General features: G+C 63.0%; 25 protein-coding genes and 2 tRNA genes. 10 read left to right on the top strand and 17 right to left on the bottom strand.

The annotated features are described in order from the left end of the window. Positions 1–103: 103 nt before the first annotated feature. From RA24_RS13800 to dapF, 3 genes are all read right to left on the bottom strand, one after another. Positions 104–541 (bottom strand): glyoxalase superfamily protein, encoded by a 438-nt coding sequence (locus RA24_RS13800; RefSeq protein WP_039147477.1) that lies wholly within the window; start codon positions 539–541, stop codon positions 104–106. Positions 542–733: 192 nt separating this feature from the next. Beyond that, entirely contained in the window at positions 734–1,996 is a 1,263-nt protein-coding gene (gene mtaB / locus RA24_RS13795) for a tRNA (N(6)-L-threonylcarbamoyladenosine(37)-C(2))-methylthiotransferase MtaB (RefSeq protein ID WP_039192209.1), read from the bottom strand. After that, complete coding sequence (gene dapF, locus RA24_RS13790; protein ID WP_039192206.1) at positions 1,993–2,835, bottom strand: diaminopimelate epimerase; 843 nt, start codon at positions 2,833–2,835, stop codon at positions 1,993–1,995. Before dapF ends, mtaB begins: the two co-directional genes overlap by 4 nt. Positions 2,836–3,022: 187 nt before the next feature. Between dapF and RA24_RS13785 the strand changes: the two genes are divergently transcribed. Beyond that, positions 3,023–3,098 (top strand) — tRNA-Lys (locus RA24_RS13785). Between the two features lie 38 nt (positions 3,099–3,136). Here RA24_RS13785 and radC read toward each other — a convergent pair. The 4 genes from radC to dnaK form a co-directional block, all read right to left on the bottom strand. Beyond that, positions 3,137–3,901 (bottom strand): RadC family protein, encoded by a 765-nt coding sequence (gene radC / locus RA24_RS13780; RefSeq protein WP_039192203.1) that lies wholly within the window; start codon positions 3,899–3,901, stop codon positions 3,137–3,139. Positions 3,902–4,054: 153 nt separating this feature from the next. Next, the gene (locus RA24_RS21800) at positions 4,055–4,375 is read right to left on the bottom strand and encodes a hypothetical protein (protein WP_052269600.1); all 321 of its coding nucleotides are present in this window, start codon (positions 4,373–4,375) and stop codon (positions 4,055–4,057) included. Between the two features lie 127 nt (positions 4,376–4,502). Next, positions 4,503–5,663: a molecular chaperone DnaJ gene (gene dnaJ / locus RA24_RS13770; protein WP_039171884.1), complete on the bottom strand. Its 1,161-nt coding sequence runs from the start codon at positions 5,661–5,663 to the stop codon at positions 4,503–4,505. Between the two features lie 77 nt (positions 5,664–5,740). Next, positions 5,741–7,687 carry a molecular chaperone DnaK gene (gene dnaK / locus RA24_RS13765; protein ID WP_272946450.1) on the bottom strand — a complete coding sequence of 649 codons (1,947 nt, stop codon included), beginning with the start codon at positions 7,685–7,687 and terminating at the stop codon, positions 5,741–5,743. Positions 7,688–7,876: 189 nt separating this feature from the next. Between dnaK and RA24_RS13760 the strand changes: the two genes are divergently transcribed. Continuing rightward, positions 7,877–8,479, top strand: a complete 603-nt coding sequence (locus RA24_RS13760; RefSeq protein WP_039147472.1) for an alpha-ketoglutarate-dependent dioxygenase AlkB family protein — start codon at positions 7,877–7,879, stop codon at positions 8,477–8,479. Positions 8,480–8,551: 72 nt separating this feature from the next. Here RA24_RS13760 and RA24_RS13755 read toward each other — a convergent pair whose 3' ends face one another. Both RA24_RS13755 and RA24_RS13750 read right to left on the bottom strand, forming a co-directional pair. Next, on the bottom strand, positions 8,552–9,157 hold the full coding sequence (locus tag RA24_RS13755; RefSeq protein WP_019297576.1) for an SH3 domain-containing protein: 606 nt from the start codon (positions 9,155–9,157) through the stop codon (positions 8,552–8,554). 35 nt (positions 9,158–9,192) lie between these two features. Continuing rightward, on the bottom strand, positions 9,193–10,014 hold the full coding sequence (locus RA24_RS13750) for an ABC transporter permease (RefSeq protein ID WP_019297577.1): 822 nt from the start codon (positions 10,012–10,014) through the stop codon (positions 9,193–9,195). 111 nt (positions 10,015–10,125) lie between these two features. On the opposite strand from RA24_RS13750, the gene cysQ reads away from it, so the two are divergent. From cysQ to RA24_RS13710, 8 genes are all read left to right on the top strand, one after another. Continuing rightward, on the top strand, positions 10,126–10,923 hold the full coding sequence (cysQ, locus tag RA24_RS13745; RefSeq protein ID WP_039171875.1) for a 3'(2'),5'-bisphosphate nucleotidase CysQ: 798 nt from the start codon (positions 10,126–10,128) through the stop codon (positions 10,921–10,923). Next, positions 10,923–11,723, top strand: a complete 801-nt coding sequence (locus RA24_RS13740; protein WP_019297579.1) for a 3-deoxy-manno-octulosonate cytidylyltransferase — start codon at positions 10,923–10,925, stop codon at positions 11,721–11,723. Before cysQ ends, RA24_RS13740 begins: the two co-directional genes overlap by 1 nt. 178 nt (positions 11,724–11,901) lie before the next feature. Further along, positions 11,902–12,795, top strand: a complete 894-nt coding sequence (gene galU, locus RA24_RS13735; RefSeq protein ID WP_019297580.1) for a UTP--glucose-1-phosphate uridylyltransferase GalU — start codon at positions 11,902–11,904, stop codon at positions 12,793–12,795. 46 nt (positions 12,796–12,841) lie between these two features. Further along, a complete protein-coding gene (gene galE / locus RA24_RS13730; protein WP_039192201.1) occupies positions 12,842–13,825 on the top strand; it encodes a UDP-glucose 4-epimerase GalE in 984 nt (327 codons plus the stop codon). A gap of 2 nt (positions 13,826–13,827) precedes the next feature. Next, the gene (locus tag RA24_RS13725) at positions 13,828–14,868 is read left to right on the top strand and encodes a glycosyltransferase family 2 protein (RefSeq protein ID WP_039192198.1); all 1,041 of its coding nucleotides are present in this window, start codon (positions 13,828–13,830) and stop codon (positions 14,866–14,868) included. Between the two features lie 192 nt (positions 14,869–15,060). Further along, the gene (locus tag RA24_RS13720; RefSeq protein ID WP_039192195.1) at positions 15,061–16,047 is read left to right on the top strand and encodes a glycosyltransferase family 2 protein; all 987 of its coding nucleotides are present in this window, start codon (positions 15,061–15,063) and stop codon (positions 16,045–16,047) included. Then, entirely contained in the window at positions 16,044–17,744 is a 1,701-nt protein-coding gene (locus tag RA24_RS13715) for a DUF5927 domain-containing protein (protein WP_039192193.1), read from the top strand. The genes RA24_RS13720 and RA24_RS13715 overlap by 4 nt, the downstream gene beginning before the upstream one ends. Before the next feature lie 6 nt (positions 17,745–17,750). Further along, a complete protein-coding gene (locus RA24_RS13710) occupies positions 17,751–19,184 on the top strand; it encodes a sulfotransferase family 2 domain-containing protein (RefSeq protein WP_039192189.1) in 1,434 nt (477 codons plus the stop codon). A gap of 196 nt (positions 19,185–19,380) precedes the next feature. On the opposite strand, the gene RA24_RS13705 is transcribed toward RA24_RS13710, so the two are convergent. From RA24_RS13705 to RA24_RS13670, 8 genes are all read right to left on the bottom strand, one after another. After that, positions 19,381–19,845 carry a PTS sugar transporter subunit IIA gene (locus tag RA24_RS13705; RefSeq protein ID WP_019297586.1) on the bottom strand — a complete coding sequence of 155 codons (465 nt, stop codon included), beginning with the start codon at positions 19,843–19,845 and terminating at the stop codon, positions 19,381–19,383. A gap of 52 nt (positions 19,846–19,897) precedes the next feature. Then, positions 19,898–20,455, bottom strand: a complete 558-nt coding sequence (gene hpf, locus RA24_RS13700; RefSeq protein WP_019297587.1) for a ribosome hibernation-promoting factor, HPF/YfiA family — start codon at positions 20,453–20,455, stop codon at positions 19,898–19,900. A 268-nt stretch (positions 20,456–20,723) separates the two neighbouring features. Then, positions 20,724–21,482 carry an LPS export ABC transporter ATP-binding protein gene (gene lptB / locus RA24_RS13695; RefSeq protein ID WP_019297588.1) on the bottom strand — a complete coding sequence of 253 codons (759 nt, stop codon included), beginning with the start codon at positions 21,480–21,482 and terminating at the stop codon, positions 20,724–20,726. After that, complete coding sequence (gene lptA / locus RA24_RS13690) at positions 21,482–21,934, bottom strand: lipopolysaccharide transport periplasmic protein LptA (protein WP_237754658.1); 453 nt, start codon at positions 21,932–21,934, stop codon at positions 21,482–21,484. The genes lptB and lptA overlap by 1 nt, the downstream gene beginning before the upstream one ends. Positions 21,935–21,997: 63 nt before the next feature. Further along, positions 21,998–22,597 (bottom strand): LPS export ABC transporter periplasmic protein LptC, encoded by a 600-nt coding sequence (lptC, locus tag RA24_RS13685; protein ID WP_019297590.1) that lies wholly within the window; start codon positions 22,595–22,597, stop codon positions 21,998–22,000. A gap of 22 nt (positions 22,598–22,619) precedes the next feature. Beyond that, complete coding sequence (locus RA24_RS13680) at positions 22,620–23,588, bottom strand: KpsF/GutQ family sugar-phosphate isomerase (RefSeq protein ID WP_039192186.1); 969 nt, start codon at positions 23,586–23,588, stop codon at positions 22,620–22,622. Next, on the bottom strand, positions 23,585–24,199 hold the full coding sequence (locus RA24_RS13675) for a ribonuclease D (protein WP_039147465.1): 615 nt from the start codon (positions 24,197–24,199) through the stop codon (positions 23,585–23,587). Before RA24_RS13675 ends, RA24_RS13680 begins: the two co-directional genes overlap by 4 nt. A 158-nt stretch (positions 24,200–24,357) precedes the next feature. Continuing rightward, positions 24,358–24,444 (bottom strand) — tRNA-Leu (locus RA24_RS13670). Positions 24,445–24,540 lie beyond the last annotated feature (96 nt).

Here is a 24,540-nt window from a genome sequence, read left to right as displayed (position 1 = left end):
TGCTTGCGGGGGTTTTTCGTTGCTGACGGGGGGGGGCGCTGCCCCTCTGCGCGCGGACGCGCATTCACCCCGGGGTATTTCGGACCAGAAAGAAGCCGGAAGCCTAGGCCAGCGGGCTGACCGTCAGATGCGGAAGGCCGTTGGAAGTCTTCTGCGGCGAGCGGTCGTCGGCATTGATCACCGCGGACACCCGCTGACGCCAGGAGGAGAAGCTGTCGAACTGGACCACGTCCACAGGCGCGTCGAATTGCAGGGTGATCCGCCGGTGGCCATTGCCGCCGCAGGCAGCCAGACCGTGGACATAGCCGGTGAAGGGCTGGCCCAGATAGCGCCCCTCGACCCGCATCCCCACCTGCAGCTCCGGCGCGTTGGAGGCACGGGCGTGGAGCGTGTTCCAGTCGCGGAAACCGTAGTACTGGGCGATCCGCTCCAGGGCGGTGCTGTGGGGGATGGGCTGTCCCTGGGCCTTGGAATGCTTGCGCAAGAGCCGGGCCTCGGCCTTGAGCTGCGCAACAGAAGGAAGGGCAGAGTTGGTCTGCATGGATGTACCTTTCGCGAAAGGGTGCATGTGCCGTTGCAGACAGGGCTCGCATTGCTGTCCGGGCGTGCACCCAGGCGTCAGGATAAACCTTGTCCGGATTTCACCATGGCCAGCGGCCGCGAGCGGCAGGTATCCGGGACCTGTGTTGTGAGATTTAGCGGGTAGGAGCGGGGAAAGCAATTCCCCTCTGGGTCAGGCCACCAGCTGGCTGCCTGCCGTACCGGTAATGGCGGCGGTGACGATCCGGCCTTCTTCCTGGGGGGCTGCGAACGCCACTTCCGTGAACTGTTCGGTGCGGCCCATATGCGGGTTTTCCATCAGAATGCGGTGGGTCTTGCCGACCTGCTCTGCCAGATGGCGTTCCACCTGCGCATCGCCGGCCGCGCGCAGGCGGGCCGCACGCTCCTTGATCACGTTGCCGTTCACCTGGTTCGGGATCTTCGCCGCCGGGGTGCCCTCGCGCTTGGAATAGGGGAAGACGTGCAGCCAGGTCAGATCGCAGTCGGTGACCAGTTTCAGCGAGTTCTCGAAATGGGCGTCGGACTCGGTCGGGAAGCCTGCGATGATGTCGGCGCCGAATGTCATCTCCGGACGCAGGCGGCGGGCCTCCTCGCAAAACGCGATGGCGTCGTCGCGCAGGTGGCGGCGGGCCATGCGTTTCAGGATCAGGTTGTCGCCATGCTGCAGCGACAGGTGCAGATGCGGCATCAGGCGCGGTTCGGTAGCAATCGCCTGCATCAGGTTTTCGTCCGCCTCGATCGAATCGATCGAGGAGATGCGCAGCCGCGGCAGGTCCGGCACCAGCCTGAGGATCCGCATCACCAGGTCGCCCAGGCGGGGCTGTGCGGGCAGATCAGCGCCCCAGGAGGTCAGGTCCACGCCGGTCAGAACCACCTCGTTGTAGCCCCTGTCCACCAGCCGCTTGATCTGGTCGATCACCACGCCCGCGGGGACCGAGCGGGAGTTGCCGCGGCCGTAGGGGATGATGCAGAAGGTGCAACGGTGGTCGCAGCCGTTCTGGACCTGCACATAGGCGCGGCTGCGGGTGCCGAAACCGTCGATCAGGTGGCCTGCGGTCTCTGTCACCGACATGATGTCGTCGACCTGGACCTTCTCCGTGGTGCCGATGAAATCCGGGCCCTTGGCGATCTGCTGCCAGGTCTCGGGCTGCATCTTCTCGGTATTGCCGATGACGCGGGTGACCTCTTCCATTGCGGCAAAGGTTTCCGGCTCTGTCTGGGCCGCGCAGCCGGTCACGATGATCGGCGCCTCCGGATTTTCGCGGCGCAGCTTGCGGATCTCCTGGCGCGCCTTGCGCACGGCCTCGGCTGTTACCGCGCAGGTGTTGACCACCACGGCGTTCTCCAGGCCTGCCTGCTGGCTCAGCTCCTTCATCGCCTCGGTCTCATAGGCATTCAGGCGGCAGCCGAGGGTGGTGAACTTGGGCACGCTCATGCCAGCGACTCCAGGAATTCGCGGGTGAAGGTGCCGTCGAACACATGCATGGTCGGGCCGGTCATCCAAACGCCGTCCTCAGCCCAGTCGATCCACAGGGTGCCGCCATCCAGATCGATCTGCACCTTGCGGCCCGTCAGGCCGCGCCGGGCGGCTGCAACGGCGGTTGCGCAGGAGGAGGAGCCGGAGGCCAGTGTCACGCCTACACCGCGCTCCCAGACGCGCATGCGGATGCGGTCGGGGCCGGTGACCTGGGCGACCTGTACATTGGTGCGCTGCGGGTAGAGCGGGTGGTGCTCGTAGCGGGGACCGAATTCCGCCAGCGGAATGACCTCGGCGTCCTCGACAAAGAAGGTGCAGTGGGGGTTGCCCATGCCGGTGGCTGTGGGGCCGCCCTCGATCGGCAGTTCCAGCGTGTCCGCTTCCTCGGCCAGGGGAATGTCCTGCCAGTCCAGCTGCGGCGCCCCCATGTTGACGGAGGTGAGCCCGTTGCCGGCGTCGCGGGCATAAAGGTCGCCGCGGTCCGTGGTCAGGTGCAGCTCCGGCTTGCCGGTCTCCAGGATCAGGTGGCGGGCGATGCAGCGGGTGGCGTTACCGCAGGCCGCAGAGGTGGAGCCGTCGGCATTGAAGAAGGTCAGATGCGCGTCGCCCGGCCCGTTCGAGATCACCGTCAGCTGGTCAAAGCCGACGCCGAACTGGCGGTGCGCGATTCCCTTGGCCATCGCCGGGGTGATGGCAATGTCCTGCGCGCGCGCGTCGACAACGACGAAGTCGTTGCCCAGCCCGTGCATCTTCATGAAGGGGATTTTTATGTCTGCCGAGGTGCTCATGGCGGGCATATAGACCCGGCGCGGAGATGAATCCAGCCTTCGGTGAGAAAAGTTGAAAAAAGGGGTTGACCCCCCGCCGCACTGGCCCTAGATACGCCGCCTATCGGGACAGCGTGACACACACCGCCACGCCGGACCAAAGCGAAATAAGTGCTTGAACCTTCTGGGAAAAACACTTAGACCGCGACGAAGAAGTGGGCCGTTAGCTCAGTTGGTAGAGCAACTGACTTTTAATCAGTGGGTCGCAGGTTCGAATCCTGCACGGCTCACCACTTCCTCCCAAAACCGCTGATGATGACTGAGAAATGCGCTACAGGTATCCCTGAGCGCGGAAGCTGAGTTCGGCGGATTTTCCGATGATCAGATGGTCGTGCAGGGCGATTCCCAAGGCGCTGAGGGCGGCCTGAATCTGATCCGTCATGCCGATGTCACTGTCCGAGGGCGTGGGGTCTCCGGAGGGGTGATTATGCACTAGAATCAAGGCGCTGGCGTTGAGTTCCAGGGCGCGTTTGGCGACCTCGCGCGGGTAGACCGGGACGTGGTCGACGGTGCCGCGGGCCTGTTCCTCGTCGGCGATCAGGACGTTCTTGCGGTCCAGGAACAGGATGCGGAACTGTTCGGTTTCGCGATGCGCCATGGTGGTGTGGCAATAGTCCAGGAGGGCGTCCCAACTGGAGATTATCTGCCGTTGCATCACCCGGGCGCGGGCCATGCGGTGGGCGGCGGCCTCCAGCACCTTGAGGTCGGTGATCACAGCGTCGCCGATGCCCTTCACTTGTGCCAGCCGTTCCGGTGAGGCCGTCACCACGCGATTGAAATCGCCAAAAGTATCAAGCAGTTGCCGCGCCAAGGGTTTCACGTCGCGGCGCGGGATGGAGCGGAACAGGACCAGTTCCAGCAGCTCGTAATCGGGCATCGCAGCGGCGCCGCCAGCCATGAAACGCTCGCGCAGGCGGGCGCGGTGGTCCTTGATGTAGGAGGGGAGGCGGCCGGGGGAGAGCGGGGCCGCAGGGGCCTCCTCGCTGCCGGGAAACAGCGGCAGGGAGACGTCCTCGAATGCGGGGTCCTGTGCCATGGCGCCATGGTGCCGCCATCATGGTTGAGGAAGTGTTAATGGATGCCCTGCGAGAGCGGCGGAGGGGCGGCTGTAAGGGGGTGACAGGCGTGCACCCCTTGTGCACCCCCTGTGCACCGCCGCAGCGCGGCGTGGGGGATAGTGAGCGGGCGTCTATGATCCCGTTTCGATGGATTTGTAGAACCCAGACCAATCCTGAGGTTCTGGGAACTTAGTTTCAAACTGAATTCTGTCGTTGGTTTCCAGCTGCGAAAACCACGCGCGAAAATTTCTCATGTAGTCTTCTCCGCCGCCCATGCGCCAGCACATCGAAGTATGGCCGTAACCAGGGATCTCGCACCAGCGCGGTATGATTGTTCCTTCATTGACGCGCTTGTCCCACGCGGCATTCGCCTTGGCGATGCCATCCTCCAAAAATGCCATGGCGTCATCAGGGATTTTGCCGTCGATGATCTTCCATTCTTTGTTGGCCACTACTGAACCTCTTTATAAAGAAAGCGCCCCGGCTGGGACGCTTTCAGAAAGTCGGAGAGGTGGCAATGCCCGGGGCTCCGCCCGTTCGGCCCTGAAACCGTCCCCCGGACGGTTTCCTAGACGGGCCTCACCCCTTCATCCCATCCCAGAAGCTTTTCACCGAAGAGAAGAAGCTGCGGGATTCGGGGTTGGTGTTTTCCTCGGATATGTCCTCGAACTCGCGCAGAAGCTCCTTCTGGCGGGCGGTGAGGTTCATCGGGGTTTCCACCGCCAGTTCGATGAACATGTCGCCGGTGGCACCACCGCGCAGCGCCGGCATGCCCTTGCCGCGCAGGCGCATCTGACGGCCGGACTGGCTGCCCTCGGGGATTTGCACGCGGCCGCGGCCTCCGTCGATGGTCGGCACCTCGATGGAGCCGCCAAGCGATGCCTTGGCCATGCTGACCGGCACCCGGCAATAGAGGTTGTTGCCGTCACGCTCAAACAGCTTGTGCGGGCCGACCTCGACAAAGATGTAGAGATCGCCCGGAGGGCCGCCGCGCAGGCCGGCTTCGCCTTCGCCTGCCAGTCGGATGCGGGTACCGGTTTCCACGCCTGCCGGGATGTTCACCGACAGCGAGCGGTCTTTTTCCACCCGGCCGTGGCCGTGGCAGGATTTGCACGGGTTCTTGATGATCTGGCCCAGGCCCGAGCAGGTCGGACAGGTGCGTTCAACGGTGAAGAAGCCCTGCTGCGCGCGGACCTTGCCCATGCCGGAACAGGTCGGGCAGGTAGTGGGCTCGACGCCGCCCTCAGCCCCGGTGCCCTCGCAGGAGGTGCAGGAAACGGAGGCCGGGACCTTGATGGTCTTATGCAGGCCGCTGAAAGCTTCCTCCAGCGAGACGCGCAGGTTGTAGCGCAGGTCGGCGCCGCGCGATGCGCGCTGGCGTCCGCCAGCACCGCCGCGCTGGCCGCCCATGAAATCGCCGAACAGGTCGTCGAACACGTCGGAGAAGGCGGAGGAGAAATCGCCGCCGCCAAAGCCCTGGCCGCCGCCGCCGCGCTGGCCGCCGCCCATGCCGTTTTCAAAGGCAGCATGGCCAAAGCGGTCATAGGCCGCCTTTTTCTCGGCGTCCTTGAGGACGTCATAAGCCTCGTTGGCTTCCTTGAACTGCGCCTCGGCGTCCGGATTGTCGGAGTTCCGGTCGGGGTGCAGTTCCTTGGCCTTCTTGCGAAAGCCTTTTTTGATTTCGTCTGCGGTGGCGCCTTTGGCCACGCCCAGAACGTCGTAATAGTCACGTTTTGACATCGGTTACCCCATCTGCCTCAACGAAAATGGGCCGGTCCGGGGTCGGACCGGCCCGCCTTGGCCTGAGTGCTCAGGCGTTAGCGCTTGTCGTTGTCCAGGTCTTCGAACTCGGCATCGACGATGTCGTCGTCAGCCGGGCCTGCGGCTTCGTCAGCTGCTGCCGGCTCGTCGTCGCCGCCTTCTTCGGCCTGCGCCTTGTAGATCGCCTCGCCCAGTTTCATCGCAGCTTCGGTGACGTTCTGGATGCCGGACTTGATCTTGTCGGCGGTTGCCTTGTCGTTCTCCAGCTCGTCCTTCAGCGCGGCCACGGCCAGCTCGATCACCTCGACGGTGGACGGGTCGACCTTGTCGCCATGCTCTTCCACCGATTTCTCGGTCGAGTGGATCAGCGATTCGGCCTGGTTCTTGGCTTCGATCAGCTCGCGGCGTTCCTTGTCCGCCTCGGCGTTGTCCTCGGCGTCCTTGACCATCTTTTCGATGTCGTCGTCGGACAGACCGCCGGAGGCCTGGATGGTGATCTGCTGTTCCTTGCCGGTCGCCTTGTCCTTGGCGCCGACCGACACGATGCCGTTGGCGTCGATGTCGAAGGTCACTTCGATCTGCGGCATGCCGCGCGGTGCCGGCGGGATTTCCTCGAGGTTGAACTGGCCGAGCATCTTGTTGTCGGCTGCCATTTCACGCTCACCCTGGAACACGCGGATGGTCACGGCGTTCTGGTTGTCTTCCGCGGTCGAGAACACCTGCGACTTCTTGGTCGGGATGGTGGTGTTGCGGTCGATCAGGCGGGTGAAGACACCGCCCAGGGTTTCGATGCCGAGCGACAGCGGGGTCACGTCGAGCAGCACCACGTCCTTGACGTCGCCCTGCAGAACGCCGGCCTGGATGGCAGCGCCCATGGCAACCACTTCATCCGGGTTCACGCCCTTGTGCGGCTCCTTGCCGAAGAACTTGGAGACCTCTTCGATGACTTTCGGCATCCGGGTCATACCGCCGACCAGAACCACCTCGTCAATGTCGGAAGCCGACAGGCCTGCGTCCTTCAGGGCCGCCTTGCACGGATCCATCGAGCGTTTGATCAGGTCGGAAACCAGGCTTTCCAGCTTGGCGCGGGTCAGCTTCATTACCATGTGCAGCGGCTGGCCCGAGGACGGGTCCATCGAGATGAACGGCTGGTTGATCTCGGTCTGCGAGGTGGAGGACAGTTCGATCTTGGCTTTCTCTGCGGCCTCTTTCAGGCGCTGCAGGGCCATCTTGTCCTTGGACAGATCGACGCCGTTTTCCTTTTTGAACTCATCCGCCAGGTAGTTGACGATGCGCATGTCGAAGTCTTCGCCGCCCAGGAAGGTGTCGCCGTTGGTCGACTTCACTTCGAACAGGCCGTCGTCGATTTCCAGGATGGTGACGTCGAAGGTGCCGCCGCCGAGGTCATAGACGGCGATGGTCTGGGTGTTTTCCTTGTCCAGGCCATAGGCCAGCGCAGCTGCGGTCGGCTCGTTGATGATGCGCAGCACTTCGAGGCCCGCGATCTTGCCGGCGTCTTTGGTGGCCTGACGCTGGGCGTCGTTGAAATAGGCAGGCACGGTGATCACCGCCTGGGTGACTTCCTCGCCCAGGTAGGATTCCGCGGTTTCCTTCATCTTGCCCAGGGTGAAGGCGGAGATTTGCGACGGGGAGTATTTCTCACCCTTGGCTTCGACCCATGCGTCGCCGTTGCCGCCGTTGACGATGGAGAACGGCACCATCTTCTTGTCTTTGGCGACGGCCGGGTCGTCGAACCGGCGGCCGATCAGGCGCTTGACGCCGAACACGGTGTTGTCGGGGTTGGTGACGGCCTGGCGTTTGGCCGGCTGGCCGACCAGGCGCTCGTCGTCGGTGAAGGCAACGATCGAAGGGGTGGTGCGCGCGCCCTCGGCGTTTTCGATCACGCGGGGCTGGGAGCCATCCATGATGGCCACGCAGGAGTTGGTGGTACCCAGGTCGATGCCGATAACTTTGCTCATTTGCGATCCCTTTTTACTACTCAAGGCGATTACCCGAGGCCTGAACCCGTTGCGGCATCCTGGCCCCGATTGTTTTGCGGTTTGGTCTGCACCTTGCCGCGTCCCGGCGTATATAGGGACGTGAAAACGGCCCTGCAAGCGCCAGTGCACGCCCGGAGGCGTGAATCAATGCGCTTTTTTGCAAGGGCTATGGTTAAGGATGGATGAACGGCAATGACCCTGCTGCGGGTGCGCGGATTTGATGTTCACAAGGGGTATCTCGATGGCGTCCGGCAGGCGGCGCTGATCGAGGCCTTGCGGGGGGTGCTGAAGGCGGCGCCGCTGTTTTCGCCCAAGGTGCCGGGCGGCGGGCAGATGTCGGTGCGGATGACCTCGGCCGGACGGTTCGGCTGGTATTCGGATGCCAAGGGCTACCGCTATGCGGAGCAGCACCCGGCGGGGCGGGACTGGCCGGCGATCCCGGCGGAGGTGCTGGAAATCTGGGCGGAGCTGACCGGGCTGGAGCGGCAGCCGGAATGCTGCCTGCTGAATTACTACGGTGAGGGTGCGAAGATGGGGCTGCACCAGGATAAGGATGAGGCGGATTTCTCCTTTCCCGTGGTTTCCATTTCGCTGGGCGATGACGGGCTGTTCCGGATCGGCAGCCAGACGCGGGGCGGCAGGACGGAATCGCTCTGGCTGAGTTCCGGCGACGTGGTGGTGATGGGGGGCGAGGCGCGGCTGACCTATCACGGGGTGGACCGGATCCGGTTCAAGTCGTCGCGGCTCTTGCCCAAGGGCGGGCGGATCAACCTGACGCTCAGGGTGGTGACGTGACGCTGGCGGGGCGCAAAAGTTTTGCCGAAAACTTTTGCCAAGACTTTTGCTGAAAAGTCTTGGGGCCGGCGGCTAGGGCACCAGCGAGCAGCAGCCGGTCAGGACGTCGAGCTGGCCCGTGCCGCGCAGGTGCAGCAGGTCGATCGAAATGCCATAGCTGCGGTCCGACATGCCGTCGGTGCAGTGTTGTGACGTCAGGGTGCCGGACAGGCTGGCGGTTCCTGGTACGGACGTTTCGTTGCTGGGGTGGTGGACAGCGTGGAAGCCGGATTTGCCGCTGTGGCCTGCTGCCCGCTGCCTTGCCAGCAGTGTGAAGCCAGTGACCGGGCCCTCTGGCGTGGTCATGCGGGCGGTGTCATCCAGGGTCAGGGACCAGAAGGGCTCGGTGCCGAAGCAGTCCAGCGCCTGTCCGTGCATCATGCGCCAGTCGTTTTGGGGTTGCAGGCTCAGATACCGCAGGGCGGCCCAGCCGGATTGCTCGCCGCTGTTCACCTGGCCCCATTTACCGCTTTCATCCGCTAGAATCACTTCCACACCGGTTTGATCCGGTGCCAGGGTTCCGATGACTTCAGCACTGGCGGAGGGGGTGCTGCGGATGTTGAGCACGTCATCAGCTGCAACACCGGTGACACTGTGGAGCGCGGGATACTCCTGCGCTGCGGCGGGCAGAGCCAGCAAGGCCAGCCAAAGAAGGGCAGCAGCGTGCCGCCCCCTCACCGGCGCGCGTTCCAGCTGAGGGAGACATGGCGGCGGGTGTAAAACTCGCCCATCAGGCCGATCACGATCAGAACCAGCGCCACCCAGGCGGCATACTGCCAGGAGCTGAAATGCGGGTTGTAGTTGATGAAGACATAGCCGCGCGACTGGTCGATGCAGTGGAACAGCGGGTTCCAGTCGAACATTGCCAGCATGAAGCTGGGCAGCGTGTTGGCCAGGAACATCTTGCCCGAGGCAATCATGTTGGCGCGCTGGTAGATCATCATCAGGATGCTGACAAAGCTTGGCGCCCAAGGCTTCAGAACCAGAAACACCAGCCCCACGCCGAACCCGGTGATCCAGGCCAGCAGCACCATGCCGAAGGCGGGAATGGGTTCCTCGATATGCACAGGCGTGTAGGCGACGTGATAGGCAAACAGGATGATGATCAGCGACAGAACCTGAATATAGAGCGCGCCGATGGCGGCGGACAGCAGCGCCACCATCGTGTTCATCGGCGCGTGCTGCATCATAGGGCTGCTGGGGCCCTCAGCGCCGGCAACGGCACTGACAGTCTTGGTGTGCACCATGAACAGATACACGCCGGACATCACATAGAGCAGAAAATCGCCGCGGATGGCGGAGCCGCGCAGGCCCAGCACCGCAAACATGACATAGAAGGCCAGCACGAACAGAATCGTCTGCAGCAGGTTCAGGCCAAGTGCGATGAAGGCGTTGTTGTGCTTGGAGCGGACGCTGCGCACGGCGGAGTGGAATACCACTTCGCTCAGGGAAAGAAACCCGGACATCCACGATTGCTGCGTGCGCTGCTGAAACATGAACCTGCGTTCTCTGCTCTTATCTGATGCGGCTGCTTGCCGTTCTGCTGTCTGCGCATCATAAGGGGCAACAGGCAAATTTTCAATTAAACCCGTGTTGGGGAGACCTGCGTGACTTATGAAGACCTGGTGCCCGTGATCCGCAAACTGGCCATCGAGGCCGGTGCAAAGATCATGGAGATTTACAACTCCGACGATTTTGACGTGAAGGTGAAATCCGACGATAGCCCGGTGACCGAAGCGGATGAAGCGGCGGATGCGCTGATCTCGGCCGGGCTGCGGGCGGCATTTCCGGGCGTGATGCTGGTCACCGAGGAGCAGGCGGCCTCGCACAAGGAGCGCGGCGACACCTTCCTGATTGTCGATCCACTGGACGGCACCAAGGAGTTTATCCACCGCCGCGGCGATTTCACCGTGAACATCGCGCTGGTGGAAAACGGCGTGCCGACCCGCGGCGTGGTCTATGCGCCGGCGCGGCAGCGGATGTTCTTTACTCTGGCTGACGGCAGCGCGGTGGAGGAGACCGGCAGCTTTGATCCGGAAACCATCGGCGCAACCCGGGTGATCCGGGTCGCAGACAGCGATAACTCCGCGCTGATGGTGGTGGCGTCGAAATCGCACCGCGATCAGGCCACCGATGACTACATCGGCAAGTACAACGTGAAGGACAGCAAGAGCGCCGGCTCCTCGCTGAAGTTCTGCCTGGTTGCCACTGGCGAAGCGGATATTTATCCGCGTGTCGGCCGCACCATGGAATGGGACACCGCCGCGGGCCATGCGGTGCTTGCAGGCGCTGGCGGCAAAGTGGTGCGTTTTGACGATCATTCCCCGCTGAAATACGGTAAAGAGGGCTATGCCAACCCGTTCTTCATCGCCTATGCACCAGCTGTGGAACTGAAGGAAGCCTGATGTCCGTCCTGATTGTCATCCCCGCCCGCTATGCCTCGACCCGCTATCCCGGCAAGCCGCTGGTGCCGCTGACCGGTGCCACTGGCGAAAAGCGCTCGCTGGTGGAGCGTTCCTGGCGGGCGGCCTGTTCGGTGCAGGGTGTGGACCGGGTGGTTGTGGCCACGGATGACGATCGCATCAAACAGGCGGCGGAAGCGTTCGGGGCCGAGGTGGTGATGACCTCGCCGGAGTGCGCCAACGGCACCGAGCGCTGTGCCGAGGCGCATGCGGCGCTGGGCGGCGGCTATGAGGTGGTGGTGAACCTGCAGGGCGATGCGCCGCTGACTCCGCATTGGTTTGTCGAGGACCTGGTGGCCGGGCTTAAGGCTGCTCCCGGCATGGGGCTGGCAACGCCGGTGCTGCGTTGCAACGGCGAAACGCTGAACAGCCTGCTGGCGGACCGGAAAGACGGCCGGGTCGGTGGCACCACGGCAGTATTTGCCGCGGACCACAGTGCGCTCTATTTCTCCAAGGAGGTGGTGCCCTATTGCGGGCATGTCTACGGGGATGGCGAAAACACGCCGGTCTTTCACCATGTCGGGGTCTATGCCTACCGGCCGGATGCCTTGGCAGCGTATCCTGATTGGGATACAGGGCCGCTGGAACAGCTCGAAGGGCTGGAGCAGCTGCGATTCCTGGAGAACGGACGCAAGGTGCTCTGTGTTGAAGTTGAGGCGCGCGGCCGTGAATTCTGGGAGCTGAACAACCCGGAGGATGTGCCGCGGCTGGAAGCCATGATGAAGAAAATGCGGCACGAGTGAGTGAATTATGTTAAAGAGAAGCCGAATGAAAAGGGCGCTGCTGCAAGACGGCAGCTGGGGGCAACGGGCAGTTGCTTTACATTTTGTTGGAGACAGCCGGGCATAATGCGCGCCAGCTTATCAGCGCCGTTTGGCGGCTGCGGCGGCCAGCCCGGAATTTGAGTGCAGAGAGAACCACATGCGTAAAAAAGTAACCAAAGCGATTTTTCCCGTTGCGGGTCTGGGAACCCGTTTCCTGCCGGCAACCAAATCCGTGCCCAAGGAAATCATGACATTGGTCGACCGGCCGCTGGTGCAATACGCCATCGACGAGGCACGGGCTGCCGGGATCAAGGAATTCATCTTTGTCACGTCGCGCGGCAAGGGTGCGCTGGAAGACTATTTTGACCACTCGCCGGTTCTGGAACAGGAGCTGCGCAAGAAGGGCAAGGATGAGCTTCTGGAGATCCTGAAGAGCACCGACATGGAATCCGGTGCCATTGCCTATCTGCGCCAGCACAAGGCGCTGGGCCTGGGCCACGCGGTGTGGTGCGCCCGCCGCCTGATCGCCAACGAGCCCTTTGCGGTGATCCTGCCGGACGACGTGATTGCGGCAGAGAAACCCTGCCTGCAGCAAATGGTCGAGGCCTATGAAGAAACCGGCGGCAACATGGTTGCTGCGATGGAGGTTCCGCCGGAGAAGACCTCTTCCTATGGTGTGCTCGACGTGAAAGAGGACATGGGCCGGGTGGTCGCCGCCAACGGCATGGTCGAAAAGCCCAAGATGGAAGACGCGCCGTCGAATCTGGCGGTGATCGGCCGCTATATCCTGTCGCCGTCGGTTCTGAAGAACCTCAACAAGATGAAGTCCGGCGCCGGCGGCGAGATTCAGCTGACCGATGCGATTGCCGAGGATATCGCCCAGGACGTGCCGGTTTACGGCTACCGCTTCAACGGGCAGCGGTTCGATTGCGGCTCCAAGGCGGGCTTCCTGCAGGCGACCGTCGCCTTTGCGCTGGCGCGCGATGAGCTGCGGGATGACCTGATGAGCTACATCACCGAGATCGCGCAGGTCGGCAAGGCCGCGCAGTAACCAAACTGGCCGCCCGCCCTGGGCGGCCCAGCATGGGGCAGAGACAGTGACCAATATCCTCGTGACCGGCGGTGCCGGATACATCGGCTCGCACGCCTGCAAGGCGCTGAAGGCGGCGGGCTATACGCCGGTGACCTATGACAACCTGGTGACCGGCTGGCAGGATGCGGTGAAATTCGGACCCTTCGAGAAAGGCGATCTGAACGACCGCGCGCGGCTGGATGATGTGTTTGCCAAGTACCAGCCGGCCGCGGTGATGCATTTCGCGGCGCTGAGCCAGGTCGGCGAGGCGATGAGCGAGCCGGGCCGCTACTGGGCCAACAACACCGGCGGGTCGCTCAATCTGGTCGAGGCTGCAGTGGCAGCGGGATGCCTGGATTTCGTGTTCTCCTCGACCTGCGCCACTTATGGCGAGCATGACAATGTGGTGCTGGACGAAAACACTCCGCAGCTGCCGCTGAACGCCTATGGCGCTTCCAAGCGGGCAGTTGAAGATATCCTCAAGGATTTCGGCGCTGCACACGGGCTGCGGTCGGTGATCTTCCGCTATTTCAACGTGGCGGGCGCTGATCCTGAGGCTGAGGTGGGCGAGTTCCACCGCCCCGAGACCCATCTGGTGCCGCTGGTGCTGGATGCGATTGCGGGCAAGCGCGATGCGCTGACCATCTTCGGCACTGACTATGACACCCCGGACGGTACCTGCATCCGCGATTATGTGCATGTCTGCGACCTGGTGGATGCGCATGTGCTGGGCCTGAAGTGGCTGGAAGGCGGCAAGGGCAGCCAAGTGTTCAACCTGGGCACCGGCAGCGGTTTTTCGGTGCGCGAGGTGATGGACAAGGCGGAAGCCGTGACCGGGCAGAAAGTGCCCTGCAACACCGGCGCGCGCCGGGCGGGCGACTGCACCAAGCTGGTGTCGGGATCGACCCGCGCGGTCACCGATCTGGGCTGGGAGCCGCGCCGCTCTACCTTGGAAACGATGATTGCTGATGCCTGGAAATGGCATAAGACGGGCCATTACGAGGGCTAAGCATGACTGGCCCCGCCGCTCCTGATCTGCCGCCGCTGGGCCTCACCGGGGCTTACCGGATGCGGTGGAAGCGGCGGCGGATGCTGTGGCGGGCGCTGCGTGCCCGCCGGCAGATGCAGAAAACGGCGGACCGCACCCGGCAGATCCCCAATGCCGGCGTTCTGGTTTTTACGGTTCTGCGCAATGAGATTACCCGGCTGCCCTATTTCCTGGAGCACTACCGGCGGCTGGGCGCCGCGCATTTCCTTGTGGTGGACAATGGCAGCGATGACGGCAGTGCGGAGTTGCTGGCGGAGCAGCCGGATGTCTCCCTGTGGCGCGCTGAGGGCAGTTACCGGGACACGCGCTTTGGCCTGGATTGGCTGGGCTGGCTGCTGATCCGCCATGGCCACGGGCGCTGGTGCCTGACCGTGGATGCCGATGAGCTGCTGGTCTACCCCGGCATGGACGCGCACGGGCTGGACGATTTGACCCGGCTGCTGGAGCAGCAAGGGCGCGCGGGGTTCGGGGCGCTGATGCTGGACCTTTACCCCAAGGGGCCGCTGGGCGACCGGACCTATGCGCCGGGGCAAGATCCCGGCGAGGTGCTGCAATGGTTCGACGAAGGCCCCTACCGGGCAGTGCGGCAGCAGCCGAAGGGCAACCTGTGGGTCCAGGGAGGGGCACGGGAAAGAGTGTTCTTCCAGGATCAGCCGGAACGCTCGCCGACGCTGAACAAGCTGCCGCTGGTGCGCTGGAACCGGCGCTATGCCTATATCAATTCAACCCATTCCATGCTGCCGCGGCAGCTGAACATGCTGTATGACGGACCCGGCGGCGAGGCTCCGTCCGGCGTGCTGCTGCATACGAAGTTCCTGCCGGAGATTGTTTCCAAATCGGCAACGGAAAAGCAGCGCCAGCAGCATTTCCATACCCCGCAGGAATTTGATGTGTATTACGACCGGATCACGGAGGCGCCGGATATGTGGCACGCCGGGTCGGTCCGGTACCGCGGACCGGACCAGCTGGCGGCGCTGGGGCTGATGACACCGCTGGCCTGGTGACGCCTGGGCGGCATCGCCTGAACTGTTGCAACTGCGCCGTGCGCCCGCGTAACTGTTTCTAAATCCGTTGTTAATAGACTGCGTGCGTGACATATTGCGCGGAAACTTGCCGCTGGCAGAAGGCTGGACCGGGCAGGTGCGCTCCTTGGATAGCGGTTTGGAGTAGACGTGGGGCTTTGGGATTCTTACCGGATGCGGTTGCGGCGCAAACGGCGGCTGGTCCGCGCGGTGCGCAAGTCCGGTGAGCTGTCGCCTGTGCAGGACAACACGAGGGCGATCCGTCCGGGGGATATTCTGCTGGTCTGCACCATGCGCAACGAGCAGATCCGCCTGCCCTACTTCCTGCAGTATTACCGCGGCCTGGGCGTCAATCATTTCCTGTTCGTGGACAATGGCTCCACCGATGGCACCACAGATTATCTTCAGGGAATGGAAGATGTCTCGCTGTGGCAGACCACCGCCAGTTACAGGCGGGCGGGCTTCGGCATTGACTGGATGAACTACCTCAAGCGCAAGTACGCGCATGATCACTGGGTACTGGTGGTCGACCCGGATGAGTTCTTTATCTACCCGTTCTGCGACACGCGGCCGATCCGGGCGCTGACCGACTGGCTGGACAATTCGGCGATCCGCAGCTTCTCGGCGATGCTGCTGGATGTATACCCCAAGGGCCGGATCGGCGAGGTGCCGTATCAGGCCGGACAGAACCCGTTGGAGATTGCCCACTGGTTCGACAGCGGCAATTACACCATCAGCCGCAACAAGGAATACGGCAACCTGTGGATCCAGGGCGGGCCGCGGGCGCGGGTGTTCTTCGCCGATCAGCCCAAGAAGGCACCGGCGCTGAACAAAATCCCGCTGGTCAAATGGCACCGGCGCTATGCCTATGCCAGTTCCACCCACGCGCTGCTGCCGCGCGGGCTGAACCAGGTTTATGAAAGTGATGGCGGCGAAAAAGCCAGCGGCGCGCTGCTGCACACCAAGTTTTTGGATACCTTCACCGCCAAGGCTGAAGAGGAGCTGGTGCGCGGCCAGCATTATGGCGGGTCGGCGGAATACAAGGCCTATGCCGCCAAGATGGCGGAGCAGCCGGAGCTGTGGTGCAAGTGGAGCGAGAAATACATCAACTGGCGCCAGCTTGAGATCCTGGGGCTGATGTCCAAGGGGAACTGGGCATGAGCACGGTTGGGATTGTCATGCTGGTGCACACGGCGCTGGACCGGGCGGCGCAGGTGGTGCGCCACTGGACCGCAGCGGGCTGCCCGGTGGTGCTGCATGTGGACCGCAATGTCAGGCGTGACGTGTTTGACCGGTTCCGGCAGTCGCTGGATGGCAGCCCGCTGGTGCGGTTCTCTGCCCGCCACCGGTGTGAATGGGGCACCTGGGGCATCGTCGCGGCTTCGCAGTCGGCCTCCGAGGTGATGCTGGCGGAGTTTCCGGATGTGCGGCATGTCTATCTGGCCTCCGGCTCCTGCCTGCCGCTGAGGCCGGTGCAGGAGCTGGCGGATTATCTGGCGGTGCGCCCGGAGACCGATTTCATTGAAAGCGCCACCACCGCGGATGTGCCCTGGATCGTTGGCGGCTTGAGCCATGAGCGGTTCACGCTGCGGTTCCCGTTTTCCTGGAAGAAACACCGCTATCTTTTCGACCGCTACGTGAACTTGCAGCGCAAGCTGCGGTTCAAGCGGCGGATCCCGGCGGGGCTGGTGCCGCATATGGGCAGCCAATGGTGGTGCCTGACCCGGCGGACCCTGGCGGCAATTCTGCAGGATCCGGAACGTCCGGCCTATGATGCCTATTTCCGCAAGGTGTGGATCCCGGATGAAAGCTACTTTCAGACCCTGGCGCGGCAGTATTCCAGCAATATCGAGAGCCGCTCGCTGACGCTGAGCAAGTTCGATTTCCAGGGCAAGCCGCATATTTTCTATGACGACCACTTGCAGCTGTTGCGCCGCTCCGACTGCTTTGTGGCGCGCAAGATCTGGCCCCATGCGGAACGGCTCTATCAGGCGTTTCTGACTGATCCGGCCGGGGCGATGAAAGGCGCGGAGCCCAATCCGGGCAAGATCGACCGGATCTTTGCCAAGGCGGTGGAGCGGCGCACCCGCGGGCGGCCGGGCCTCTATATGCAGAGCCGTTTTCCCGGCCACGGATCGGAGAACGGGATCACTTCCAGCCCCTATTCGGTGTTCCAGGGATTTGCCGAGCTGTTCGAGGATTTCGAGATCTGGCTGGCCCGGACAACCGGCGCCCGGGTGCACGGGCATATCTTTGCGCCCGAGGGGGCGGCGTTTTCTGAAGGCCAGACCCTGATCAACGGCTGCCTGAACGGCAACGCGAAGCTGCGCGACTACAATCCTGAGAGCTTTCTGACCAGCCTGATCTGGAACACCCGCGGCGAGCGCCAGTGTTTCCAGTTCGGCCCGCGCGACAATCAGGCTGTGAACTGGCTGGTGGCGCGGGACACCAATGCGCAGGTATCGGTCATCAGCGGCGCCTGGGCGGTTCCGCTGTTCAAGTCCAGCCGCAGCTTTGCGGAGCTGCGCCAGGAAGCGGCCCGGCTGCAGCAGCGCGAAGCCGAGCAGCTGCAGATCCTGCGCTCGCAATGGACCAAGGCGCGGGTGCGGATCTGGACGATGGCAGAGTTTGTCGAGGCGCCGATGGAGCCCTTGCAGACCATCATTGACGAGATCGGCCCGCTGGCCGCGCGGCATCTGGGTGAGGCGCCGAGGATGACAGATCTTGAAGGCTTCGGGCAGTTCCTGCAGAATCTGAAAAACCAGGGCATGCATCCCTATCTGATGGGGGATTTCCCGGTTGGGCAAAGCCCTGCCAGCCCACCCAAGCCGCAGCGTAAACCCTATCTGGTGCGATAATTCCTGATGCCTTCTTCCTTTGATTACTTTGTTGTCTTTGCAGAAATGCGGACCGGCTCCAATTTCCTGGAGACCAACCTGAATGCCTTTGACGGGCTGGTCTGTCATGGCGAGGCTTTCAATCCGCATTTTATCGGCTATCCCAACAGCACGGACATCCTGGGCGTGACCCGGTCCATGCGGGAAGCAGACCCGGCGCGGCTGATCCGGAAGATCAAGGAAGACCCGGGCGCGCTGGGGGGCTTCCGCTACTTCCACGATCATGACCCGCGGGTGCTGGGCCTGATGCTGGAGGATCCGCGCTGTGCCAAGATCATCCTGACCCGCAATCCGCTGGACAGTTATGTGTCGTGGAAAATCGCCAAGGAGACCGGCCAGTGGAAGCTGACAGATGTGAAGCGGCGCAAGGACGCCAAGGCGCGGTTTGATGCGGCGGAGTTTGCAGCTCATGTGGGCGCGCTGCAGGATTTCCAGGTCACACTGCTGAACAGGCTGCAGGCGCTGGGCCAGACAGCGTTTTATGTGGCCTATGAGGACCTGCAGAGCGTTGAGGTGATGAACGGGCTGGCCCGGTGGCTGGGGGTGCCGCACCAGTTGGAAGCTCTGGATGGCAGCCTCAAGCGGCAGAACCCGGCGCCGGTGCTGGCCAAGGTTGCCAATCCTGAGGAGATGCAGGAGGCGCTGGCCGGCATGGACCGGTTCAATCTGACCCGGACCCCGAACTTCGAGCCGCGCCGCGGCCCGGCAGTGCCAGGATATGCGGCAGGGGTGGTGACACCGCTCTTGTACCTGCCGCTGAAAGGCGGGCCGGAGGCGGAGGTGGTACGCTGGATGGCCGGGCTGGACCACGTGGCACCAGAGGGGCTGATCCAGGGCATGAACCAGAAACAGCTGCGCCAGTGGAAGCGCGGCAACAAGGGATTTCGCAGCTTTACGGTGCTGCGCCACCCGGCGGCGCGGGCCCATGCGGTGTTCTGCCGCCGGATCCTGAACGCAGGCGAGGGCAGCTACCGGCAGATCCGCAATACGCTGCGGCGGCAGTTTGGCTTGCCGTTGCCGGAGCAAGGGCCGGACGCGGGCTATTCCCGGTCGCAGCACCAGGAAGCATTTACCGGATTTCTGGAGTTTGTGAGGTCCAGCCTGGCCGGGCAGACCTCAGTCCGGCTGGATGCGGAATGGGCAACCCAGAGCCAGGCTTTGGCCGGATTTGCCGAACTGGGTCCGCCGGATTTGCTGATCCGCGAAGAGGAAATGGGCGAGGATCTGGTGGCGCTGGCCCGCAAACTGGGCCGGATGGAGCCGGGTGCAGTGCTTGAAGCAGAGCCGGAAACGCCGTTTGCACTGGCGGATATTTATGATGCGGAACTGGAGGCGCTGATCGCCTCGGTTTACCAGCGTGACTACTTGGCCTTTGGGTTCGGGCCCTGGCGGCAGGGCTGACCCTTCCGTTCCCGCTGCAAACTCAGTACTCCCGCGCCCGCCGGATGTTCAGCAGGCTGACCAGCCGGAACGGCCTTGGGCCGGGCGCCGCACGGGGTGCGGCGCGGGATTGGTGCTCTGCCTGCCGGTTTTCAAGAACACATGCCCTGCGGCCGCTGTTGCGCGCCGGAGCCGTAGCATCGTCGATGCCCCTGCCTCAGGCCGCCTGGACGGACTGGCCTTCTGTCAGGATGGTGTAGAGCGTGGCCGGGTCGTGATTGGCCCGCAGCTTGGTGCAGAAGCTTTGCTCCCGCAGGGTGCGCGACACCAGCGCCAGTGCCTTCAGGTGTTCGACACCGGCGTCTTCGGGCGCAAACAGGGCAAATGCGATGTCCACCGGCTGGCGGTCAACCGCGCCGAAATCCAGTGGTTTCTCCAGGATCAGGAATGTGCCGCACACCTCGCTGATGGTGTCGAGCCGGGCATGCGGAAGAGCCACGCCGTGGCCGACACCGGTGGGACCGAGGCTTTCACGGTCCAGCAGCGCTTCGAGTGTGGGCTGGGCATCCAGCCCGTAGGCGGATTGAGCGACCTCTGCGATTTCCTGAAACAAGCGCTTCTTGCTTGAGACCGCTCCGATTACCCGGACGGCCTCTGGCTTGAGGATGCTGGAAATCTGCATGTGTCTGCTCCGTTCCGGCGCCCCTGCGGGGGCGCCGATGCCTTAAGTGTGTTTACGGATCGATCCAGCCGATGTTGCCGTCTTCACGGCGGTAGACCACGTTCAATCCGTCTTTGCCCTCATTGCGGAAGACCAGCACCGGTGCGCCTGCCAGCTCCATCTGCATCACTGCTTCCCCGACAGACAGGGAGGGGATGCGGGTCTCCATTTCGGCGACGATGATCGGCTGCAGCGAGTCCGGTTCGGAATCCGCTTCCTCAGAGGCGAGGATATACGAGTTGGCGCCCAGATGTTCAACCGGCTCGCTGCGGTCCTTGTGGTGATCCTTGAGACGGCGCTTGTAGCGGCGCAGCTGCTTTTCCATCTTCTCGCAGCAGGCGTCGAAGGCCGCATAGATTTCGGTTTCGTGGGCTTTCGCCTGAGCACTCAGCCCGGTCGACAGATGGACGGTGGCTTCACACACATATTCATGCGCCGAACGGGAAAAGACCACAGTCGCGTCGGTGGGCCGTTCGGCGTATTTTTGAACGGCCGAACCGAGCTCGTTCTGCACATGAACCTGCAGAGCGTCGCCGATGTCGATCTGTTTGCCGCTGATTTTGTAACGCATGTGATCTCCTTCACAATTTATTGCGGCCGGGCCTGCCGCCAAGGCAATCCTTGGCGGTGTCACGTCAGGTCCGGAACCGGGGGGCAGGCCAGCGGTCCGGTTGCATCGGTCCGGGCCTTGTCGCCAAGGCTGGTGTTCGGACTGCATCGGACTGCGCGTATGCCATGGGTCAATTCCACGGCAAGACAGCGGGAGAGTCAATGGATAACGCGAAAAAAGAAGCCTGGGTTTGCGGCGGTTATTTGCTGCCGCGGAGGCGTGAAAAGGATCAGGAAATACGGAAGTTGTCGCCCAGGTAAACGCGGCGGACGTTCTCGTTTTCAACCACTTCTTCGGGGCTGCCGGACATCAGCACCTGGCCGTCATGCAGGATGTAGGCGCGGTCCACAATCTCCAGCGTCTCGCGCACGTTGTGGTCCGTGATCAGCACCCCGATGCCGCGTTTCTTGAGGTCTGCGACCAGGTGGCGGATGTCCCCGACCGAGATCGGGTCGACGCCGGCAAAGGGTTCGTCGAGCAGCAAGTACTTGGGGTCGGCGGCCAGGCAGCGGGCGATTTCCACCCGGCGTCTTTCACCGCCCGACAGTGCCAGCGCGGGGGCGCGGCGAAGGTGTTCGATCGAGAAGTCTGACAGCAGTTCTTCAAGCCGTTCGCGGCGCTTGTGCTCGTGCTTTTGCGAGATGTCGAGAACGGCAGAGATGTTGTCCTCCACCGAAAGGCCGCGGAAGATCGACATTTCCTGCGGCAGGTAGCCGATGCCCAGGCGCGCGCGGCGGTACATCGGCAGGCCGGTCACGTTCTGGCCGTCGATGCTGACGGTGCCGGCCTCCGGAAACACCAGCCCGGCAATGGTGTAGAAACTGGTGGTCTTGCCGGAGCCGTTGGGACCAAGCAGCGCCACCACCTCGCCGCGGTTCAGGGACATGGAGACATCCCGGATCACCACCTTCTTGCGGTAGGATTTGCGCAGCCGTTCGATGCGCAGCCCGGAGGAGCCCTCGGTCACTTTCAGGTCCGGTTTCGCCATCAGTTGCTGCCGCCGTTTGGATTGAGGATGGTTTTCACCCGGCCGGCCATGCGGGCCGTGCCCGAGGTGAGGTTCACCTCTAGCCGGTTGGAGGCCAGGGTGCCGTTTTCCTGATTGAGCAGCACATTTCCGGTCATCACGATGGTGCCGCGGTCGATGGTGTATTCGGCGCGCTGCGCCTCGGCTGCGTCCGGGCCGCTGACCAGGATCACATTGCCGGTGGCCTCCAGCCGTTCGATCCCGGCCTTGCCGCCGCTTTCGCCTGCCGTTTTGTAGATCACCAGAACCTTGTCGGCAGAGAGCCGCATGATACCCTGCACGATCAGGACGTTGCCGGTGAATTCGGCGGAGCCGTCTGCCTGGTTCACTGCCAGATTGTCGGCCGTGACCTCAACCGGCTGGCTGGGGTCGGCCTTGACGGCGCCAAAGGCGACGGAGGCCGTTTGTGCCATTAAGAGGCCGGGAAGCACCGCAAGGGGCAGGCAGAAAATCAATGCGCGCAAATAGGACACAGGTTATCTTTCCGGTTGCTGGGGATCATATAGCAGCTTCACCCCGTTTTTGAACACCATATGGACCGGGCCGCCCTCTGTTTTTGCACGGATCTGCATGTTACCTGCGGTCAATTCGCCGATAACACCGGTTGCGCGGACCGGACCGGGGCTGCTGGCTTCCAGTCCGCTGAGGGCTGTATTGAGCTCTTCCGTCTCGACGATCAGGCCGTCCGCAGAGGTGATGGTCACATGGCCGGTAAACCGCGCCATATCCTGGCCGGGGTGGATGGCACCGGAGTCGGAGGCAAGGGTGATCTTGCCGCCTTCCGCCAGTCTGAACTCCGCCGATAGGTCGCTTGCAACCGCGGGTGCGCCTTCGCCGCCCGGGCGGGCCAGTGCCGCTGTGACCATAATCTCATCACCCTTCGCGGTGGTGCCTGAGAAAAAGGGCGAGGTGACCTGCTGGCCTTTCATCCGGTCCTCGATATCCCTTTGCGCAAAGGGGATTACCGCATCGGTGTTTACGCCGCGGGAAATCAGGAACAGGGTCGACAGCAGGACCAGGGCGGCCAGCGGCAGCAGCACCTTGAGGTAGGCGACGGCTCTGGAATGGCTGTCCATAGTTTCCTTTCAGGCCCCCTTGTCAGCCCAATCCTGCACGCAGGCAGTCGTGGATGTGGAGAAGCCCCTCGGCCTTTTGCCCGTTGTCAGGATCGACCACAAACAGGCAGGTGATCTTGCGCTGGTTCATCACTGCGACGGCCTCTTGCGCCATTGCGCCGGGGGCAATGGTGGCCGGTCCAGTGGTCATGACCTCGGCCGCCGTCTTGTCCAGCAGCCCGTCCATGTGGCGGCGCAGGTCGCCGTCGGTGATAATGCCGGCGAGGGAGCCATCGGCGGCAGCAACGCCTGCCACGCCGAAGCCTTTCTGGCTGATTTCGATCAGCGCGTCGGCCATCGGGGTTGTCTCGGAAACCAGCGGCAGCGCGTCTTCTGCATGCATCAGGTCGCGCACCTTGCTGAGCTGGGCGCCGAGTTTGCCGCCCGGATGGAAATCGCGGAAATTCTCAGGGCGGAAATCGCGGTGTTTCATCAGCGCAATCGCCAGTGCGTCGCCCATTGCCAGCGTCAGCGTGGTGGAGATTGAGGGCACCATGCCAAAGCCGCAGGCCTCGCCCATCGAGGGGATCTGCAGGTGGACATCCGCCTGTTTCATCAGGGTGCTGTCCATTTTGCTGGAGAGCCCGATCAGCGGGATGGCAAAGCGGCGGGTGAAGGCCAGCAGGTTTGCCAGCTCCGGTGCCTCGCCCGAGTTGGAGATGGCCAGCACCACGTCGCCTTCCGACAGCATGCCCAAATCGCCATGGCTGGCCTCGGCCGGGTGTACGAAATAAGCGGGGGTGCCGGTGGAGGCCAGGGTCGCGGCGATCTTGTGGCCGATGTGGCCGGACTTGCCGATGCCGCTGACGATGATGCGGCCCTTGGCCTGAAGGATCAGCCGCACGGCTTCGGCAAAACGCTCATCCAGGCCTTCGGCCAGGGCGTTCAGTGCCTTGGCTTCATCGGTGATCACCTGACGGGCGGTGGCGAGGAATTTTTCTGTATCGGTCATGAGTGGGCAAAAATGTCAGTTTCGGGCCATCCGGCCAGGTCCAGTTTGGCGCGCATGGGAAGGAAGTCGAAACAGGCCTGGGCCATTTCAGTGCGGCCTTCGCGGGCCAGGCGTTTATTCAGAGCATCGCGCAGCTTGTGCAGGTGCAACACGTCAGAGGCGGCGTAGTCGAGCTGCGCCTCAGTCAGCTCTTCGGCGCCCCAGTCGCTCATCTGCTGCTGTTTGGAGATGTCTATGCCAATCAGTTCCTGGGTCAGGTTCTTGAGCCCATGGCGGTCGGTGTATGTGCGTACCAGGCGGCTGGCGATCTTGGTGCAATAGACCGGCGCTGCCAGGGCGCCGAAGGCGTGGTACATCGCTGCGATGTCGAAGCGGCCGAAATGGAAAAGCTTCAGCACATTGGGATCTTCCAGCATCCGGCAAAGATTGGGGGCATCGGTCTGGCCGATTTCCACCTGCACGATATGGGCATTGCCGTCGCCACCGGACATCTGGATCACGCATAGACGGTCGCGGTGGGGGTTCAGACCCATGGTCTCGCAGTCAATGGCGACAACGGGACCGAGATCCAGCCCGTCGGGCAGGTCGCTCTTGTATAGGTAATTGGCCACTGGAATTCCCTTTTGATTTTCACCGCACCGGAGCTGTTGCAGAGGAAATAGGCGCTTTGGCCTGCAAACTCAACTGCGCGAAGACAGGCTGGTTTACGCGGGCCGATTATCCACGCAATGAGACCCGAAGGAGGCTGCGGATTGTCATTCTTGGGGAATGGTGCCCAGGAGAGGACTCGAACCTCCACGTCCATACGGACACTAGCACCTGAAGCTAGCGCGTCTACCAATTCCGCCACCTGGGCAGGTGTCGTGGAGAGGGCGTATAAGATGGTTTGCCGGGGCCGTCAAACGGAAAAGACGGGCAAAGCCAACAGTGGCGCGCGTATTGGTCTGCGGCC

Origin of the sequence: Leisingera sp. ANG-M6 (assembly GCF_000813905.1) — a bacterium.
GTDB lineage: Bacteria > Pseudomonadota > Alphaproteobacteria > Rhodobacterales > Rhodobacteraceae > Leisingera.
Note: the sequence above shows the minus strand (reverse complement) of the source record. Positions and strands in the feature narration are given on the sequence as shown.

Excerpts from the sequence above, each read along its gene's own strand:
- RA24_RS13800 (WP_039147477.1), bottom strand. The coding sequence starts at position 541 with ATGCAGACCAACTCTGCCCTTCCTTCTGTTGCGCAGCTCAAGGCCGAG.
- mtaB (WP_039192209.1), bottom strand. The coding sequence starts at position 1,996 with ATGAGCGTGCCCAAGTTCACCACCCTCGGCTGCCGCCTGAATGCCTAT.
- dapF (WP_039192206.1), bottom strand. The coding sequence starts at position 2,835 with ATGCCCGCCATGAGCACCTCGGCAGACATAAAAATCCCCTTCATGAAG.
- radC (WP_039192203.1), bottom strand. The coding sequence starts at position 3,901 with ATGGCACAGGACCCCGCATTCGAGGACGTCTCCCTGCCGCTGTTTCCC.
- dnaJ (WP_039171884.1), bottom strand. The coding sequence starts at position 5,663 with ATGTCAAAACGTGACTATTACGACGTTCTGGGCGTGGCCAAAGGCGCC.
- RA24_RS13760 (WP_039147472.1), top strand. The coding sequence starts at position 7,877 with ATGACCCTGCTGCGGGTGCGCGGATTTGATGTTCACAAGGGGTATCTC.
- RA24_RS13750 (WP_019297577.1), bottom strand. The coding sequence starts at position 10,014 with ATGTTTCAGCAGCGCACGCAGCAATCGTGGATGTCCGGGTTTCTTTCC.
- RA24_RS13740 (WP_019297579.1), top strand. The coding sequence starts at position 10,923 with ATGTCCGTCCTGATTGTCATCCCCGCCCGCTATGCCTCGACCCGCTAT.
- galU (WP_019297580.1), top strand. The coding sequence starts at position 11,902 with ATGCGTAAAAAAGTAACCAAAGCGATTTTTCCCGTTGCGGGTCTGGGA.
- RA24_RS13725 (WP_039192198.1), top strand. The coding sequence starts at position 13,828 with ATGACTGGCCCCGCCGCTCCTGATCTGCCGCCGCTGGGCCTCACCGGG.
- RA24_RS13720 (WP_039192195.1), top strand. The coding sequence starts at position 15,061 with ATGCGGTTGCGGCGCAAACGGCGGCTGGTCCGCGCGGTGCGCAAGTCC.
- RA24_RS13715 (WP_039192193.1), top strand. The coding sequence starts at position 16,044 with ATGAGCACGGTTGGGATTGTCATGCTGGTGCACACGGCGCTGGACCGG.
- RA24_RS13710 (WP_039192189.1), top strand. The coding sequence starts at position 17,751 with ATGCCTTCTTCCTTTGATTACTTTGTTGTCTTTGCAGAAATGCGGACC.
- RA24_RS13705 (WP_019297586.1), bottom strand. The coding sequence starts at position 19,845 with ATGCAGATTTCCAGCATCCTCAAGCCAGAGGCCGTCCGGGTAATCGGA.
- hpf (WP_019297587.1), bottom strand. The coding sequence starts at position 20,455 with ATGCGTTACAAAATCAGCGGCAAACAGATCGACATCGGCGACGCTCTG.
- lptB (WP_019297588.1), bottom strand. The coding sequence starts at position 21,482 with ATGGCGAAACCGGACCTGAAAGTGACCGAGGGCTCCTCCGGGCTGCGC.
- lptA (WP_237754658.1), bottom strand. The coding sequence starts at position 21,934 with ATGGCACAAACGGCCTCCGTCGCCTTTGGCGCCGTCAAGGCCGACCCC.
- lptC (WP_019297590.1), bottom strand. The coding sequence starts at position 22,597 with ATGGACAGCCATTCCAGAGCCGTCGCCTACCTCAAGGTGCTGCTGCCG.
- RA24_RS13680 (WP_039192186.1), bottom strand. The coding sequence starts at position 23,588 with ATGACCGATACAGAAAAATTCCTCGCCACCGCCCGTCAGGTGATCACC.